This window comes from Sphingopyxis sp., assembly GCF_035998965.1.
Classification (GTDB): domain Bacteria; phylum Pseudomonadota; class Alphaproteobacteria; order Sphingomonadales; family Sphingomonadaceae; genus Sphingopyxis.
In genome coordinates, this window is sequence record NZ_DASYHE010000099.1 from 76,165 (window position 1) to 92,736 (window position 16,572).

14 protein-coding genes, 1 tRNA gene and 1 pseudogene are annotated in these 16,572 nt (G+C 62.4%); 11 read left to right on the top strand and 5 right to left on the bottom strand.

Annotation, left to right across the window (positions count from 1 at the left end):
* Window positions 1–182 precede the first annotated feature (182 nt).
* A complete protein-coding gene (locus VGN68_RS19515) occupies window positions 183–1,814 on the top strand; it encodes a recombinase family protein (RefSeq protein ID WP_327479204.1) in 1,632 nt (543 codons plus the stop codon).
* Here VGN68_RS19515 and VGN68_RS19520 read toward each other — a convergent pair.
* Window positions 1,782–1,871: transfer RNA gene (locus VGN68_RS19520), tRNA-Ser, on the bottom strand. The genes VGN68_RS19515 and VGN68_RS19520 overlap by 33 nt on opposite strands.
* 148 nt (window positions 1,872–2,019) lie before the next feature.
* On the opposite strand from VGN68_RS19520, the gene VGN68_RS19525 reads away from it, so the two are divergent.
* From VGN68_RS19525 to mazG, 10 genes are all read left to right on the top strand, one after another.
* Entirely contained in the window at window positions 2,020–3,081 is a 1,062-nt protein-coding gene (locus VGN68_RS19525) for a lytic murein transglycosylase (protein ID WP_327479206.1), read from the top strand.
* On the top strand, window positions 3,065–4,027 hold the full coding sequence (locus VGN68_RS19530) for a septal ring lytic transglycosylase RlpA family protein (protein ID WP_327479207.1): 963 nt from the start codon (window positions 3,065–3,067) through the stop codon (window positions 4,025–4,027). The genes VGN68_RS19525 and VGN68_RS19530 overlap by 17 nt, the downstream gene beginning before the upstream one ends.
* 79 nt (window positions 4,028–4,106) lie before the next feature.
* Window positions 4,107–5,003 carry a D-alanyl-D-alanine carboxypeptidase family protein gene (locus VGN68_RS19535; RefSeq protein WP_327479263.1) on the top strand — a complete coding sequence of 299 codons (897 nt, stop codon included), beginning with the start codon at window positions 4,107–4,109 and terminating at the stop codon, window positions 5,001–5,003.
* Between the two features lie 78 nt (window positions 5,004–5,081).
* Window positions 5,082–5,702 (top strand): dTMP kinase, encoded by a 621-nt coding sequence (gene tmk / locus VGN68_RS19540; protein ID WP_327479209.1) that lies wholly within the window; start codon window positions 5,082–5,084, stop codon window positions 5,700–5,702.
* A complete protein-coding gene (locus VGN68_RS19545; RefSeq protein WP_327479211.1) occupies window positions 5,693–6,679 on the top strand; it encodes a DNA polymerase III subunit delta' in 987 nt (328 codons plus the stop codon). Before tmk ends, VGN68_RS19545 begins: the two co-directional genes overlap by 10 nt.
* A gap of 38 nt (window positions 6,680–6,717) precedes the next feature.
* Entirely contained in the window at window positions 6,718–8,295 is a 1,578-nt protein-coding gene (metG, locus tag VGN68_RS19550) for a methionine--tRNA ligase (protein ID WP_327479213.1), read from the top strand.
* The gene (locus VGN68_RS19555; protein WP_327479215.1) at window positions 8,295–9,071 is read left to right on the top strand and encodes a TatD family hydrolase; all 777 of its coding nucleotides are present in this window, start codon (window positions 8,295–8,297) and stop codon (window positions 9,069–9,071) included. The genes metG and VGN68_RS19555 overlap by 1 nt, the downstream gene beginning before the upstream one ends.
* A 13-nt stretch (window positions 9,072–9,084) precedes the next feature.
* The gene (locus VGN68_RS19560) at window positions 9,085–9,849 is read left to right on the top strand and encodes an MBL fold metallo-hydrolase (RefSeq protein WP_327479217.1); all 765 of its coding nucleotides are present in this window, start codon (window positions 9,085–9,087) and stop codon (window positions 9,847–9,849) included.
* On the top strand, window positions 9,846–10,022 hold the full coding sequence (locus VGN68_RS19565) for a hypothetical protein (RefSeq protein ID WP_327479219.1): 177 nt from the start codon (window positions 9,846–9,848) through the stop codon (window positions 10,020–10,022). Before VGN68_RS19560 ends, VGN68_RS19565 begins: the two co-directional genes overlap by 4 nt.
* A gap of 111 nt (window positions 10,023–10,133) precedes the next feature.
* Window positions 10,134–10,910: a nucleoside triphosphate pyrophosphohydrolase gene (gene mazG / locus VGN68_RS19570; RefSeq protein WP_327479221.1), complete on the top strand. Its 777-nt coding sequence runs from the start codon at window positions 10,134–10,136 to the stop codon at window positions 10,908–10,910.
* On the opposite strand, the gene hflX is transcribed toward mazG, so the two are convergent.
* The 4 genes and pseudogenes from hflX to VGN68_RS19590 form a co-directional block, all read right to left on the bottom strand.
* On the bottom strand, window positions 10,885–12,225 hold the full coding sequence (gene hflX, locus VGN68_RS19575) for a GTPase HflX (protein WP_327479265.1): 1,341 nt from the start codon (window positions 12,223–12,225) through the stop codon (window positions 10,885–10,887). The two genes, mazG and hflX, sit on opposite strands and share 26 nt — an antisense overlap.
* Window positions 12,226–12,233: 8 nt before the next feature.
* Window positions 12,234–12,752 (bottom strand): annotated as a pseudogene (gene hfq, locus VGN68_RS19580) (RNA chaperone Hfq); the annotation flags it as partial.
* A gap of 98 nt (window positions 12,753–12,850) precedes the next feature.
* A complete protein-coding gene (locus VGN68_RS19585) occupies window positions 12,851–14,230 on the bottom strand; it encodes a sigma-54 dependent transcriptional regulator (protein WP_327479225.1) in 1,380 nt (459 codons plus the stop codon).
* Entirely contained in the window at window positions 14,220–16,511 is a 2,292-nt protein-coding gene (locus tag VGN68_RS19590) for a sensor histidine kinase (protein WP_327479227.1), read from the bottom strand. The genes VGN68_RS19585 and VGN68_RS19590 overlap by 11 nt, the downstream gene beginning before the upstream one ends.
* Between the last annotated feature and the right edge of the window lie 61 nt (window positions 16,512–16,572).

Consider the following 16,572-nt stretch of genomic DNA (forward strand, 5'->3'; position numbering starts at 1 on the left):
TTGTTGTCCGGCCGGGTGCCGGGCGACCGCCAAAGGACGATCTTTCTGCCTGGACCGTCACAGACGACTGGCCAGAGCGCATCCCGGTCACGACCGCCGAGGTGGATGTATTTGAGGCATGGTTCGGCGATGTCTTCGACGAGTTGTTCGGGCCGTGCCAATGATGTGAGGAGTTCGTTGCCATGACCGTGCCGCTGCGCGCCGCCCTCTATCTGCGCGTCTCGACGGCGCGGCAGGCGGAGCATGACGTGTCGATCCCCGATCAACGCAAACAAGGCGAAGCCTATTGCCTGTCGCGCGGACTGGAGCTGGTTGACACCTTCGTCGAGGCGGGCGCGTCGGCGACCAATGATCGTCGGCCGGAGTTCCAACGCATGATCGAAGCGGGCACGTCCAAGCCCGCGCCGTTCGATGTCGTCGTGGTCCACAGCTTCTCGCGCTTCTTCCGCGACCATTTCGAGCTGGAGTTCTACGTCCGCAAGCTCGCCAAGAACGGAGTCAAGCTGCTGTCGATCACGCAGGAGATGGGCGACGATCCGATGCACGTGATGATGCGGCAGATCATGGCGCTGTTCGACGAATATCAGTCGAAGGAGAACGCAAAGCACGTCTTGCGCGCGTTGAAGGAGAATGCCCGGCAGGGCTTCTGGAATGGCTCGCTGCCGCCGATCGGCTACCGCGTCGTGGCGGCCGAGCAGCGCGGCGCGAAGGTCAAGAAGAAGCTGGAGATTGACCCGCTGCACGCCGATACGGTGCGGCTGGCGTTCAAGCTGGCGCTGGAAGGCGACGGCACGTCCGGGCCGATGGGCGTAAAGACGATCACCAAGCACCTCAACGAACGCCGTATCTTCACCCGCGACGGCGGACGTTGGGGGATTGGCACGGTGCATCGGATGCTGACCCGCGCGACCTATGCGGGTCGGCATGAGTTCAACAAGCGCGGCAAGTCGAAGGAATTGAAGCCGGCTGACGAAGTGATCGCGGTCGAGGTTCCGCCGATCATCGACCAAGCGACCTTCGACGCGGTTCAGGCGCACTTGAAATCGCGCAGCCCAAAGGTCGCCCATCCGCAGGTCGTCGGTGGCCCGACGCTGCTGACGGGCTTGATCTATTGCGGGAAGTGCGGCGGCGCGATGACAATCCGCACGGGCAAAGGTGGGCGCTACCGCTACTATACGTGCTCGATGAAGGCGCGGCAGGGCGCGACGGCTTGCGAAGGAATGACCGTCGCAATGGAGCGCCTAGACGATCTCGTCGCCGGCTATCTCTCGGAACGGCTGCTCGATCCTGACCGGCTGGAAGATGTGCTGTCCGATGTGCTCGATCGTCGGCAGGAGCGATCCGACCGGCGCCGCGAGCATATCGCGGAACTGAACAGGCGCGCCTCCGAAACGGAGCTGCGCTTGAAGCGCCTCTATGATGCGATCGAAAGCGGCATCGCCGATCTGGATGATCCCGCGCTCAAGGATCGCATTGACGGCCTCAAGGCGACGCGCGACCAAGCGCGGGCGGATTCCGAACGCGCCTCGGCACTGCTTCACAGCTCGGCGCAACAGGCAATCACGCCGACGATGCTGCACAAGTTCGCCTCTACCGCGCGGCGACGCATCCGCGTGGAGGGCGGCGGCTACCGCCGCGACCATCTTCGCGCGCTGGCGCAGCGGGTTGAGGTTGATCGCGGGGAAGTTCGAATCATGGGCTCAAAGAGCAGCCTGCTACGGTTGCTCTCGGCCAACGGCGTAGCCACGGCGGCGGGCGGAGTGCCCACCGTTGTTCCGAAGTGGCGGACAGGGTGGGATTCGAACCCACGGTGAGCTTGCACCCACGGCGGTTTTCAAGACCGCTGCCTTAAACCACTCGGCCACCTGTCCGCACGGTCGCCGCCATAGCGCGATGGGCCGATGCGGCAAGAAAAACCTTGTCGGCTCAGCCCGCCGTGCGAATGACTCGGCTCGTCCTGCCATTAGCTAGCCAAGGCGCTCGCATCTGTGCGAGACACGCCTTATGGGTGGGAACATCATGCAAGCTATCGTTTCGAAAATCTGGCGCATTTTTGCTCTCGCCGCCGCCGTCCTGTCGGCCAGCCTCTTTACCGCATCGGCGCCGCTATACGCGCAGAGCGCCGACAGCGGTTTCGACGCTTATGTTCAGTCGCTATGGCCGAAGGCGCAGGCACGCGGGGTTTCACGCCAGACGTTCGACCGCGTCACCGCGGGTTTGCGCTATAATCCGCGCGTGATCGCGCTCGACCGGGACAATCTGGGCAGTCCGCCGACCAACGACACGCCGATCCCGAACTTCGCGCCCTATAAGGCACGGCATGTCGATGCAGCGCGGATCAATGGCGGCCGCCGCGTTCATGACCGACTGCTGCCTTTGCTCGCGCGCATCGAGGCGCGTACTGGCGTGCCGACCAGCATCATGATCGCGATTTACGGCCACGAAACCGCCTACGGCCAGGTCACCGGCAGCTTTGACCTGCCCGAAGCGCTGGCGACGCTGGCGTATGAAGGACGCCGCCGGAGCCTCTTCGAGCCCGAATTCATCGCGACGCTGGAAATGGTGGAAAAGGGTGTGCCACGCAACGTGCTGAAGGGAAGTTGGGCCGGCGCTTTTGGCTATCCGCAGTTCCTGCCTTCGGTCTATCTGGCGGTCGCCGAAGATGGCGACGGTGACGGTCGTGCCAACATCTGGTCGAGCGAAGCCGATGCCATCGAATCGATCGGCGCCTACCTGCGCCGCGCCGGCTGGCGCGCCGGACAGCCGTGGGGCGTGGCCGTGACGGTGCCGAGCAGCTTTGATCGCAATCGTTTCGCTAGCCGCCTCACCCCCACTCGTTGCCCCCGCGTTTTCGCGCGCCACAGCCGTTGGCGCTCGATGGCCGAATGGCGCGCCGACGGCATCCAACCGATCGGCGGCCGCTGGCCCGACGGACAGGTTCAGGCGGTGCTGCTGGAACCCGATGGCCCCGGACGGACCGCATATTTGCTGACCGGTAACTATCGTGCGATATTGGACTATAATTGTTCCAATTTTTACGCACTATCAGTGGGGTTGCTGGCGGATGAAATCGATCGGTAGAAAAACGGCGCTGATGGCCGGGGCGATGCTGCTGCTCGCCGGCTGCGGCAGTTTCGGTGGCGAGCGCGATGGCGGGCCGACCGCCAGCCCAGCCCCCGCGCAATCGGCCAACGGCGTAAGCGACACGCCGGTCAAGATTGGCGATCCCTATACGATCGGCGGTACGACCTACACCCCGTCGGACATCGCCGATTATGACGATGTCGGCTATGCTAGCTGGTATGGTGATGAATTGGCCGGACGACCGACCGCCAATGGCGAGATATTCGATCCCGCCGGGATCAGTGCCGCGCACAAGACGCTGCCGCTGCCCAGCTATGTCGAGGTGACCGCGCTCGATACCGGACGCACGATATTGGTGCGCGTCAACGATCGCGGCCCGATGGTCGGCGACCGACTGATCGACCTGTCGAGCGGCGCCGCCGAGCAACTGGGCTTGACCGACGGTGTGTCCGCCGTGCGGGTACGCCGCACCAATCCGCCTCTCGCCGAAAGAGCGCAGCTACGCGCTGGTCGAGCAGTGCCGGAACGCATTGCCACGCCCGATTCGCTGCTATCGATTCTGCGCACGAAGCTGAAAGCCATGCCGGTTCCGAAGGAACTCGCCGCCGCGCCGCCGGTTGAAGCGCAGCCCGCTGCCCCAATTGCGTCAGGAAAGGCCAAGCCCGGCGATGACCGGATGGCGGTTGATGCAGCGTCGCCTGCGAAATCGGTAGCCCAGCCGACCACGACCGCTCGAGGCAAATATGTCGTTCAGGTCGGCGCGTTCAGCAGCGAAAGCCGCGCCAATGCCGCGGCAAAATCGGTCAGCGGCACCGTCAGCAAGGCAGGCAACCTATGGCGGGTGCGGATCGGCCCCTTCGCCAGCGACGCCGACGCGCGCGGTGCACTCGGAACGGCGAAGGCCAAAGGTTTCCGCGATGCAGTGGTCCAGCGCGATCGGTAACGGGCAACGCGTGATAAAACTCTCAAAGATTCCAATCCAGAGCGCTGCGATGTTGGCAGGATTTGCACTGACGCTCGCGATGCCCGCGGCTGCCGCGGACGACCCACGTCCAAAAAGTACGGCGACGGCGCGTCCGTCCTACACCACGCAGGCGCCAATCGTGATGCTCAAAGATCTCGATTCGGGCGAAATCCTGTATTCGCGCGGGGCTGACAAGCGCTTTGCACCAGCCTCAATGGCGAAGGTAATGACCGCCTATGTCGTGCTCGACCTGATCAAAAAGGGCGAACTGGCGCGCGACAAGCAATTCACCGTCAGCGAAGCGACGTGGAAGAAATGGAGAGGAAGCAACGGCGGATCGACGATGTTCCTGCGCCCCGGCGAAAAGGTTTCGGTCGATGAGCTGCTCAAAGGTCTGATCACCGTATCTGGGAATGACGCCGCCGCCGCGCTGGCGGTGGGAATCGACGGCAATGAAGCGGCGTTTATCAAAAGAATGAACGCTGTAGCCGCACAAATTGGCATGAAATCGAGCAATTTCGGCACGCCGAACGGCTGGCCCGACGGCGGGGTGACCAAGGTGAGCGCCAGCGACCTCGTCACGCTCGCCGACCGACTGATCCGCGATCACCCCGCCGGTTACGCGCGCTATTTCTCAATGCCGAAGCTTCAGCACGGCACGTCGCCCGAGGGCAAGCCGATCGTTCAGGCGAACCGCAATCCGCTTCTCGGGCGGGTGCTGGGGGCTGATGGGTTGAAGACGGGCTATACGTCCGAAGCAGGTTATTGTTTGCTGGGTTCAGCGAAGCGCGACGGGCGGCGGCTGATCATGGTCGTTGCCGGTTTACCGAGCGACAAGGCCCGCCGCGACGAGGCCGAGCGGCTGATGCGTTGGGGGTTCGGGGTACCGCTGGCGGCGAACGATGGCAGCACGGACAAAAAGGCCGCGAGTGGCAGCGGCCGCGCCGCACCGTGATGACAAAGTGCGTGCTGGCGGCTACCGCCACATAATGCACGTGCGCTTCGTCCTTTTTCAACCTTGCAGGCTTTCGGCATGACACACGGGCGGTTTGTCACGCTTGAGGGCGGCGAGGGGGTCGGCAAATCGACGCAGATCCGGGCGTTGGCGGCGGCACTGGCCGCACGTAACATCGACGTCGTCACCACGCGCGAACCCGGTGGGAGCACCGGCGCCGAAGCGATCCGGACGCTGCTGATGGAAGGCAGCGATGACCGCTGGGACGCGCGCAGCGAAGCCTTGTTGTTCGCGGCGGCGCGCGCCGACCATGTCGCACGCACGATCCGCCCGGCGCTGGCGCGCGGCGCGTGGGTGCTATGCGACCGCTTCGTCGATTCGAGCCGCGCCTATCAGGGCGGTGGTGGCGGTCTCACCGACGCGGACATATTGGCGCTTCACGGCGTAGGATCCGAAGGCTTGTTGCCTGACCGCACCTTCCTGCTCACCGTAAGCCCCGCCGAAGCCGCACGCCGCCTTGCGGCACGCGGCGGCAGTGACCGCATGGGCAGCAAGCCCGCTGATTATCAGGCGCGTTTGGCCGCGCGCTTCGTCGAAATGGCCGAAGCGGAGCCCGAACGCTGGCGGATTATCGACGCCGATGCCCCCGCGGAGCAGGTAACGGCAGCAATCCTGGCAGGACTAGCCGAATGGCTATGATCGGCCATCATGACGCCGAGGCGGCCTTTCTCGAAGGCTGGCAGGGGGGCCGGCTGCATCACGCCTGGCTGCTCGCCGGGCCGCAGGGGATGGGGAAGGGGGCTTTTGCCGCCGGCGTCGCGCGCTTCCTCGTCACCCATGGCCGCGGCGGCGACGGGCAGGCCGTTGCGCTCGACGATCCGGGCGACAGTGCCGCTGGTCGATTGGTCGAGGCGGGCAATCACCCCGAGATCCTTCACCTGGCGCGCCAGCTCAAGGACAAGAGCAAAGACCTCGCGCGCAACATCACGATTGATCAGGTGCGGGCGATGATCCGCCGCCTGCATCTGTCGCTGTCGCTCGGCGAGTGGCGCGTCATCATCGTCGACGCGATTGACGATCTGGAGACCGACGCCGCTAACGCTTTGCTCAAAACGCTGGAGGAACCGCCGGCAAAAACGCTGTTCCTGCTGGTCAGCCACTCACCAGGGCGCTTGCTGCCGACGATCCGGTCCCGATGCAGAACGCTGCGTTTTCAGCCGGTTGATCGTGACGTCATGACAACATGGCTGCATAATTTGCGCCCGATGCTCGAAATTGCGGAGGTGCGCGCGATCGTCGCCGCGTCGGGCGGCGTGCCGGGCAAGGCGCTGGCGTTGATCGACAGCGATGTTGCGGCGATGGAGAAAAAACTGCTTGCGATTGCCGCGACCGGGGACCCCGAAAACCGGCTGCGCGAGGCGCTGGCGCGCGAGGTTGGCGGCAGCAGCAATCGCGCGCGGCTCGAACTCGTGATCGACATCGTTCCCGGGCTTCTCGCGCAGCTGGCGCGCGAGCGTTCGGTGGCAGAGATCGCACCGATCTTGGCGCAATGGGACCGTGTCCAGCGCACCGTGCGCGATGCAATCCGCGGCTCCTATGACGGCACGATGGTCGGGTTCGAAATCGGTAACTGCCTTGCCGAACTGGCGCCGCGTTCGGCGGACCCGGCACGCTGACGCTTTCCCTCGCGCGCGCCAGCGGCTAAGGCGCGGCCATGTCCGAAAACAGCGCACCTTTCTATATCACCACCGCGATCAGCTATCCCAATGGCCGCCCGCATATTGGTCACGCCTATGAAGCGATCGCCACCGATGTGATGGCACGGTTCCAGCGCGCGCGCGGCCGCGACGTCCGGCTGGTCACCGGTACCGACGAACATGGCCTGAAAATGTTTCAGACCGCCCGCGATCAAGGCCGCGAAACGATCGACCTCGCCAATGAAATGTCGTCCTATTTCCGTGAGATGTATGCCAAGCTGAATATCAGTTATGACAATTTCATGCGGACGTCCGATGCCGCGCATCACGCGGCGTCGCAGGCAATCTGGCGCGCGATGGAGGCCAATGGCGATCTTTATCTGGATCGGTATGAGGGCTGGTACTCGGTTCGCGACGAAGCCTTTTATGACGAAGGCGAGCTAACCGACGGGGAAGGGGGCGCCCGTTTGTCGCCGCATGGCACTCCCGTCGAGTGGACCGTCGAGGAAAGCTGGTTCTTCCGCCTGTCGAATTATCAGGACAAGCTGCTCGCGCTCTACAACGACCAGCCGGATTTTATCCGCCCCGAAAGCCGCCGCAACGAAGTGATGCGCTTCGTCGAGGGCGGGCTTAAAGATCTCAGCGTTTCACGCACCAGCTTCGACTGGGGCGTACCGGTCCCGGGATCGCCCGGGCATGTGATGTATGTGTGGGTCGATGCGCTCACCACCTATCTCTCGGGGCTCGGCTATCCCGATCTGGACGGTGATTTCGGCAAATTCTGGCCCGCCAATATCCACATGATCGGCAAGGATATTGTGCGTTTTCATACGGTTTACTGGCCAGCCTTTCTAATGAGTGCCGGTCTGCCGCTGCCCAAGCAGGTGTTCGGCCACGGCTTCCTGCTCAACCGCGGTGAGAAGATGTCGAAGTCGCTGGGTAACGTCGTTGATCCAATGGCGCTGGCCGATACCTTCGGGGTCGATCCACTCCGCTATTATCTGCTGCGCGAAGTGAGCTTCGGTCAGGACGGCACCTATTCGGCCGAGTCAATCGTGCGCACCGCCAATGCCGATTTGGCGAACAGCTTCGGCAACCTGGCACAGCGCAGCTTATCGATGATTTTCAAGAATTTGGACGGCGTTCTGTCAGCGGACTATACCTCGCACGAGGACGATCGCGCGTTGCTTTCGATCGTCAACGATGCGTGCCGCAACCTGCTGCCGCGCGAATTTGAACAGCTCGCATTCTCGGTCGGGATCGAGGAGTGGCTGCGTGCGGTGTTCGCGTGCAACCAATATGTCGATACGCAAGCCCCGTGGGCGCTGCGCAAGACCGACCCCGACCGGATGCGCGCCGTACTGATGACCTTGTTCCAGGTCGTCCGCACCCTCGCGATCGCGATCCGCCCGGTGGTGCCGACCGCAGCCGACACGCTGCTCGACCAGATGGGCATTGGCGAAGATGCGCGCAACTTCGCCGCACTGGACGACGATGACTGGTTTGCGAACCTGGCTGCCAGCGGGTTTGTCGTTGGCCAGCCAACCCCCCTCTTCCCGCGCCTCGACCTGCCCGAAGGGGAAGGGGAGGCCTGATGCTCGTCGATTCACACTGCCACCTCAATTACAAGGGGCTCGCCGAACAGCAGGGCGAGGTGCTGGACCGCGCTCGCGCGCGCGGTGTCACCGCGATGCTCAACATTGCGACGCGCGAAAGCGAATGGGACGACGTGTTGGCGGCGGCCGAGGCCAATCCGGATGTGTGGGCCAGCGTCGGCATCCATCCGCACGACGCCGATCATCATCCTGACGTCGACACCGCCAAGCTCGTCGAGCGCACCGCGCATCCGCGCGTGATCGGCATCGGCGAGACCGGCCTCGACTATTATTACGACAAGAGCGACCGTGTGCGGCAGCAGGACAGCTTCCGCCGCCATATCCACGCATCGCAGGCGACCGGACTGCCGATCATCGTCCACACCCGCGATGCCGAGGCCGACACGCTGGCGCTGCTGGGCGAGGAGATGGGCAGGGCGACCTTCCCCGGCGTGATCCACTGCTTCACCGCGAGCGACGATTTTGCGCGCCAAGCGCTCGATCTGGGGATGTACATCTCGATCTCCGGCATCGTGACCTTCAAGAATGCCGCCGATCTGCAGGCGACCGCGAAATGGCTACCGCAGGACCGGCTGCTGATCGAAACCGATTCCCCTTTCCTCGCCCCTGTCCCGCACCGCGGCAAGACCGGCGAACCGGCGTTTGTCGCCGACACGCTGGCGTTTCTCGCAACCCTGCGCGACGAGGATCGCGAAACACTCCGCGCCGCGACAAGCGCCAATTTCTACGCGCTTTTCGACAAGGCAGCGCCATGACGTCATACGAGCTATGAAGGTTCGCATCCTGGGTTGCGGCACTTCTTCCGGGGTGCCGCGGATCGGCAACGACTGGGGGCAGTGCGACCCCGACAATCCGCGCAACCTGCGCAGTCGATCCTCGATCCTGATCTCCCTCGGCGGCTTCCGGCTGCTCGTCGACACCAGTCCCGACATGCGGCTGCAACTGCTCGATGCCGAGGTCGGCGCCGTCGACGGGATCATCTGGACCCACGAGCATGCCGACCATTGCCACGGCCTCGACGATTTACGCCAGATCATGCACCTGCGCGGCTCGCTGGTGCCGGCGTACGCGCGCAATCATGTGCTCGATACGCTCAAATGGCGCTTCACCTATGCCTTTGCCGGCAACGCCGGCTATCCGGCACTGGTCGATCCTATCGATTTGCTGGATCACCAGTCGATCGGCCCGATCGAGGTTTCGGCAATCGAAATGCCGCACGGACCGATCAAGGCGAGCGGCCTGATCTTCAGTGATGGTGTTCACAAGATTGGCTATGCTACGGATTTCTCGAAATTTACCGACGAAATGGTCGAATTCTTTCAGGGTGTGGACCTTTTCGTCATCGACGCGCTGCGCCGCTATCCGCATCCGACGCATCCGCATCTGGCGATGACGCTCGCAGCGCTCGAAAAATGCGGCAGTCCGCGCGCGATCATCACGCACATGGACAATACGATGGATTATGACGACTTGGCGGCCGAATTGCCACCGGGAGTCGAGCCGGGTTATGACGGGCTGGAGGTGCAGCTATGAACGCCGATACGGGGGTGCAACTGGTCTGGTTCGTCGGCGCATTTGCTCTGGTGGTCAGTTCGTTGCTGGCGCGGCGGCTGCCGATGGCTGACTGGTTCAAGATGGCGCTGGCTTGGGTTGCGATTTTCGGCCTGGTGTTTCTGGTTATCCGGACTTGGCAGATGGTGACCTGATTGCGGGGCAAGCACAAGCCGGATCAAAATCACATGATTTCAACGGCAGGGGGGTTCGGTTCTCCCCATCACTATCGCGATTTAACATAATATATATTATCGGATAATATGATGTCTGACGCGACGTTCCAGTCCCCCATCGATCGCCTGCTCGCCGTGATGGCCAAATTGCGCGATCCTGACGGCGGCTGCGAATGGGATCTGGCGCAGAGTTTCGCGACGATCGCGCCCTACACGATCGAGGAAGCCTATGAAGTCGCCGATGCGATCGCTGGCGGCGATCCTGCCGCGATTTGTGACGAGCTCGGCGACCTGTTGCTTCAGGTCGTGTTCCACAGCCAGATTGCCGCCGACGCAGGCCTGTTCGGGTTTGACGATGTCGCCACCGCGATCAGCGACAAGATGGAGCGGCGGCATCCGCACATTTTCGGTGACCACACGACCGAAGACGTCCGCCAGCAATGGGAGCAGATCAAAGCCGACGAACGCGCCGCCGATGGCCCCAAAGGTGCATTGTCAGGCGTCGCGCTATCCTTGCCCGCCTTAATGCGTGCGCAAAAGCTTCAGTCACGCGCCGCGCGTGTCGGCTTCGACTGGCCCGATGTTAACGGTCCGCGCGACAAAATCGCTGAGGAACTGGCCGAAGTAGCGACTGCGGCCACGGACGCAGACCGGCATGAGGAAGTCGGCGACCTGTTGCTCGCGGTCGTCAATTACGCACGGCACCTCGGTGTCGATGCCGAAAGCGCGCTGCGCGATGCCAATCTGAAATTCGCGCGTCGTTTTGCTGCGATGGAAGATCGTGCGGGCGGAAGTCTGGCGGGCCTGTCGCTCGACGCGCAGGAAGCCCATTGGCTGGCGGTCAAGGCGTCGGAGCGCCGTCCGTAGGCCACAGCCGCTCGAAACGGGCGGCGTCGGCGGGATCGAGCCGCACGGTCAGCACATGGCCCTCACCTTCGGGTTCATCGGCCAACACCTCGCCGCGCGCGTGAAGCCACGCCGCCGCTTCGCCGTCCTGATAGTCGAGGTAAATCCGCTGAACCTTGTGCAGCGCGGTCAACTGCGCCGCCATCAGCACGCGCGCCGCTTCGACGCCTTCGCCGGTTACCGCTGAGATCACCGCCACGTCAGAGCGTTTCGCCGCGATATCGGCAATCGCGGCGCGCGTATCGGCGTCGGCGGTATCGATCTTGTTCCAGATTTCGATCTGCGGGATCGCGGGCGCCGCATCGCCCTCCCCGTCATCGTCTGGTCCATTGACCCCCAGCGAGGTCAGGATGGCGCGCACATCATCATATTGCGCGTCACTGTCGGGATGGCCGATGTCGCGGACATGGACGATAAGATCGGCTGTCGTAACCTCTTCCAAAGTGGCGCGGAATGCCGCGACCAATTCGGTGGGCAGATCGGACACAAATCCCACGGTGTCGGACAGGATCGCCTTGTCGATCCCCGGCAATCGAATCTCACGCATCGTCGGGTCGAGGGTTGCGAACAGCATATCTTCAGCCATGACGTCACTGCCCGTCAGGCGGTTGAAAAACGTCGATTTTCCGGCGTTGGTATAGCCAACCAGCGCAACCACCGGCCACGGTGCGCGCTGACGTTTCGATCGCTGCAACTGGCGGGTCCGCCGTGCATCGTCAAGGCTGCGCCGGATCCGCGCCATACGGTTGCGGATCATCCGCCGGTCGGCCTCGATCTGCGTTTCACCCGGTCCACCGAGAAAGCCGAAGCCACCACGCTGGCGTTCCAGGTGGGTCCAGCTGCGCACCAACCGCCCCGCCTGATAATCGAGATGCGCGAGTTCAACCTGCATCCGCCCCTCGGCGGTCGCAGCGCGCTCACCGAAAATTTCGAGGATCAGCCCGGTGCGATCGATGACCTTGGTACCGAATGCGGTTTCCAGATTGCGCTGCTGGATCGGGCTGAGCGCCGCATCGACGACAACCAACTGGACGCCATATTTCTCTATATCGGGCGTGATCGCTTCGATCTGACCAACGCCGAGCAAGGTTGCAGCGCGCGTCTGGCGCAGTCGCAGCGTATGCACCGCGACCACGTCGAGCCCGATGGCCAGTGCAAGTCCCTTCGCCTCATCAGCCCGTGCGTCGAGGTCGCGCGCCAGCCGCTGGCTATGCCATTCGGGCACGACCAAAAGCGCGGCAGCGCCGCGGGTGACTTCTTCCGGACTGTCAATAATCGAGGCGATCAGGCGTTGTCCGCTTCTGCGTCCGGCTCGCTGTCGGTCAGGTTGATCGGACCATTCGGCTGCACCGTCGAAATGGCGTGCTTATAGACGAGCTGCACCTGCCGCTCGCGCTCAAGCAGCATGCAGAACAGGTCGAATGCGACGATATCGCCCTGCAACATCACCCCGTTGACCAGGAACATCGTCACCGATTCATCGGATTTGCGCACCGCATTCAGGAATACATCCTGCAACGCCTTGCCCTTGCTGGCCGGCGCCTCGCGCAAATTGCCGCCGAGCAAAGATAAGTCGAAATCATGCGACGGCATCACCGTCGAGATCGCATGCTTGTAGACGAGCTGGGACTGACCATCACGGCGCAGCAACAACGAGAAATTATCAAACCAGGTGATGATGCCCTGAAGCTTCACCCCTTTGACGAGAAACATCGTGACCGGCGTTTTGCTCTTACGCAATGCGTTTAGAAAAATATCTTGGAGATTCTGGCTCTTATCGGACACATTTGCCTCCTGTTTTTGGCGGTACGACCGCGGGTATGCACCGGTTTTTCCGGCTTTAAGACCTTCTTCCTCGCGTCAATATGCGACAAAGCATAGGCTAGGTCTAGCGCAAAGCCTCACCCCTCGCCTTCCGAACTCTCGGTGAGCCCCAAAAGTTTCAGTTTGCGGTGCAGCGCCGATCTTTCCATACCGATAAAGGTCGCGGTGCGCGAAATATTGCCCGAAAAGCGGTTGATCTGGATCCGCAGATACTCGCGCTCAAAATTCTCGCGCGCTTCTTTCAGCGGGATTGCCGTGATCGACTCCGAATTGGGCAGAATATCGGTGCCGCCGCGGACGAGTTCGCCGGGCAGCATATCGGCATCGATCCGCGCCAGCCGGTCGCTCGGCGCCAGGATCATCACCCGCTCGATCACATTGCGCAGTTCGCGGACGTTGCCCGGCCATTCATGCGCCTGCAACGCCGCCATCGCTTCCGAACTGATTTCGGGTGGCGGTACGCGGCGATCGGCGGCATAGCGGCGAATATAATGGTCGCAAAGGCTGGCGATATCATCACGGCGTTCGCGGAGCGGCGGAATGTTGACCGGCACGACATTGAGCCGGTAGTAAAGATCTTCGCGAAACCGGCTTTCGGCGATTTCGGTCGTCAGGTCGCGAGCCGACCCCGAAATAATCCGCACATCGACGCGGATCATCGTGCGCCCTCCCACCCGGGTGAAGCTCTGATCGGTCAGCACGCGCAGGATCTTGCCCTGCGTCGTCAGCGGCATGTCGGCGACTTCGTCGAGAAACAAGGTGCCGCCATGCGCTTGTTCGAGCAACCCGACGCGGATCGCACCGTCGTCGCTTTCTGACCCGAACAATTCGGTTTCGACCGTCTCCGGGTCCATGCGCGCCGACGAAATGACGCGGAATGGTGCATTGTGCCGTCCGCTCCACCCATGCAGCACGCGTGCAGCGACTTCCTTTCCGACCCCCGCGGCACCGGTGATCAGCACCCGACTCCCCGTCCCTGCCACGCGCTTCAGCGTCGCCCGGACGTTGTTGATGGCAGCGCTGGTCCCGGTCAGCTCATCCGACGGCCCGGCTTTCTCGCGCAGCTGTTCATATTCGAATTTCAGCCGCTCGCTTTCGGTCGCGCGCGCTACCAGATGGAGCAAGCGCGATGCCTCGAACGGCTTTTCGATGAAATCATAGGCGCCGCGCCGGATCGCTGCGACCGCGGTGTCGAGCCCGCCATGGCCGGATATGACGATGATCGGCAGCGTGGGATCGAAGGCCTTGATCGCCTCGACCAGCCCCAGCCCATCGAGCCGCGACCCCTGCAACCACACATCGATCAGCGCGAGCGACGGACGCCGCTGGCGGATCGCTTCGAGCGCGGAATCGCTGTCGGAGGCAATACGCGCCTCATACCCTTCGTCTTCCATGACGCCGGCAACGAGATCGCAAATGTCGCGCTCGTCGTCGACGATCAGAATATCAAGCGCCATGTTCTTCTCTGTCCTGTCGGTTGCGGATCCGCCCCGGAACCGATTCTGCGTACCCCATGCTTGTTTGGTCGCCTCTTCCTCCCAATCCTTGCAGCCGGTCGGGATGAAGCGTCAGCGTGACGCAGGTCCCCTGCCCCGCCGGATTGTCCGAAAACTCGAGCTCGCCATAATGTTGCTCGACGATCTTTTTGACGATCGCGAGGCCCAATCCGGTGCCGCCCTGCCGCGTCGTCATATAGGGTTCGGCGATGGTATCGCGCGCCTGCGGTAAGCCGATCCCGTCGTCGGCAACACGGATCACAACCTCACCGCGCAGCCCGCTCGCCAGCTCGGCATATATATGCCCGATGGGAGTTGATTCCGAATTTTTCGAATTCTCCTCAATCGCTTCTACAGCATTCTTGACGATATTTGTCATGGCCTGCGACAATAAGCGTCGATCGCAAACGAGTGGTTCAATTTCGTCGGACGTTTTTACCGCAAACACGATATCGGGCTTGGCGACCTCGAACAGGAACACTGCCTGACGCAGGATATCGCGGACATCCTCGACCCCAAAGGTCGGTTTGGGCATACGGGCAAAGCTGGAAAATTCGTCCACCATCCGCCGCATGTCATGAACCTGGCGGATCACCGTGTCGGTCAACTTTTTGAACGTCGCGCTGTCGCCCTCGATCTTGTCGCCAAAGCGGCGTTGGAGCCGCTCGGCCGCAAGCTGGATCGGGGTCAGCGGATTCTTGATCTCGTGCGCGATACGCCGTGCGACGTCGGACCAGGCAGCGCGGCGCTGGTCGAGCAATTGCTGCGTAATATCTTCAAAACTCAAAACAAAGCCGTCGCCCTGCGCGACTGCTTTTGCCGCCAGTGTAGCGGGTTCGGCGTTGGGACGCGCCAATTGCACGATCGCTTCACGCTCGTCCCCGTTCAACAACTGCGCTAGTTCGGGTGCAACCTCCGCCAAAGGACGACCGGTCAGGCAATCGGCTGACTGGCAGATCAGCCGTTCCGCCGCGGCGTTCGCGAGCTGAATGCGGTGGTCGGCATCGACGGACACCACTGCCGAGGACACTCCGCTGAGCACCGCTTCGATAAAGCTGCGCCGCGCTTCGAGTTGTTCATTGACGCTGACCAATGCGCCGGTCTGGCCCTGCAACTGCTCGGTCATCCGGTTGAAGGCGCGGGTCAGCACCGAAATCTCGTCATCGCGCGCCGGCGGCGTGACGCGAACCGACAGATCGCCCCCCGCCGCGGTGCGCGTGGCGCCGATCAGCGTGCCGAGTGGGCGAACGATACGGTCTGCGACAACGATGGCCGCGATGACGGCGAGCGCGAGAAGCAACAGCGAGCCGAGATAGAGCGCGCCATTGAATTGCAGCTGCAACAGCTGCGAGCGTTGGAACAGCGCGTTATAGTCTGCAAGCACGGTGCGAGCGAGTTGAAACTGCTGCTGACCAAGGCTGGAGACAGCACGCGAAGCATAAAGAAATGCGTTTGGCCTACCGGGAAGTCGCGTGACCGCCTCGATCCTGTTGGCGCTTCGGGTGACCACGACTTCTTCGCCAGTATTAAGCCGTTGTATTATCGATGGCGTTACTCGCCCCTCTGCCGCCCGGTTGTCGGGGTCGATCATCACCGCGGTCCGGGGGATTCCATCACGCCCGATTTCGATGATGGCGGATTCGTTGAGTTCGCGAACGACGACCTGAAATCCATACGCATCTTGAAAGCTGATGCTGTCGATTGTCTGAGTATCCAGATATTTGCCCAAATCTGTTGACATTGCGGTCGTTTGCCCAGCAACCGACTTTTGGCTTTCTTCATAGAAAGATTGGGCTAGCGTTGCAGCGTTTTCGAACATTCCGCGCGAGCGGTCGGAATACCAGAAATCGACGCCGAACTGGAATAGCAGCGACGCAAAGATTACGACCAGCAACGTCGGCACCGCCGCGATCATCGAAAACAATGCGACTAGACGAACGTGCAGACGGCCGTTGCCGCCCTCCATCGATCGCACCGCGCGGGCGCGCGCGACGCGGCTGCCGATCAGCACGATCAGCGCCATCGCCGGCACCAGATTGGCGACCATGATCGCCGCGACGAGCGCCGGTGTGAGCAACTGCTCGCTCTGCGCATCACCGGTGACAAAGACATAGGTCGCGATGCCGACGCTGATGACGAGCGCGAGCGTGTAATACTCGGGTACTGCGAAACGCCAGAAGCCCGAGCGCACGTCCGGCTCGGTCGGGTCGATATCGTGAGTCAGGGGTGCCGCGTGCGCCATTGTTGCTACGCTACGACAAACCTGTTGCATAGAAAACACACAAACTGCGCTTGGGACGCTT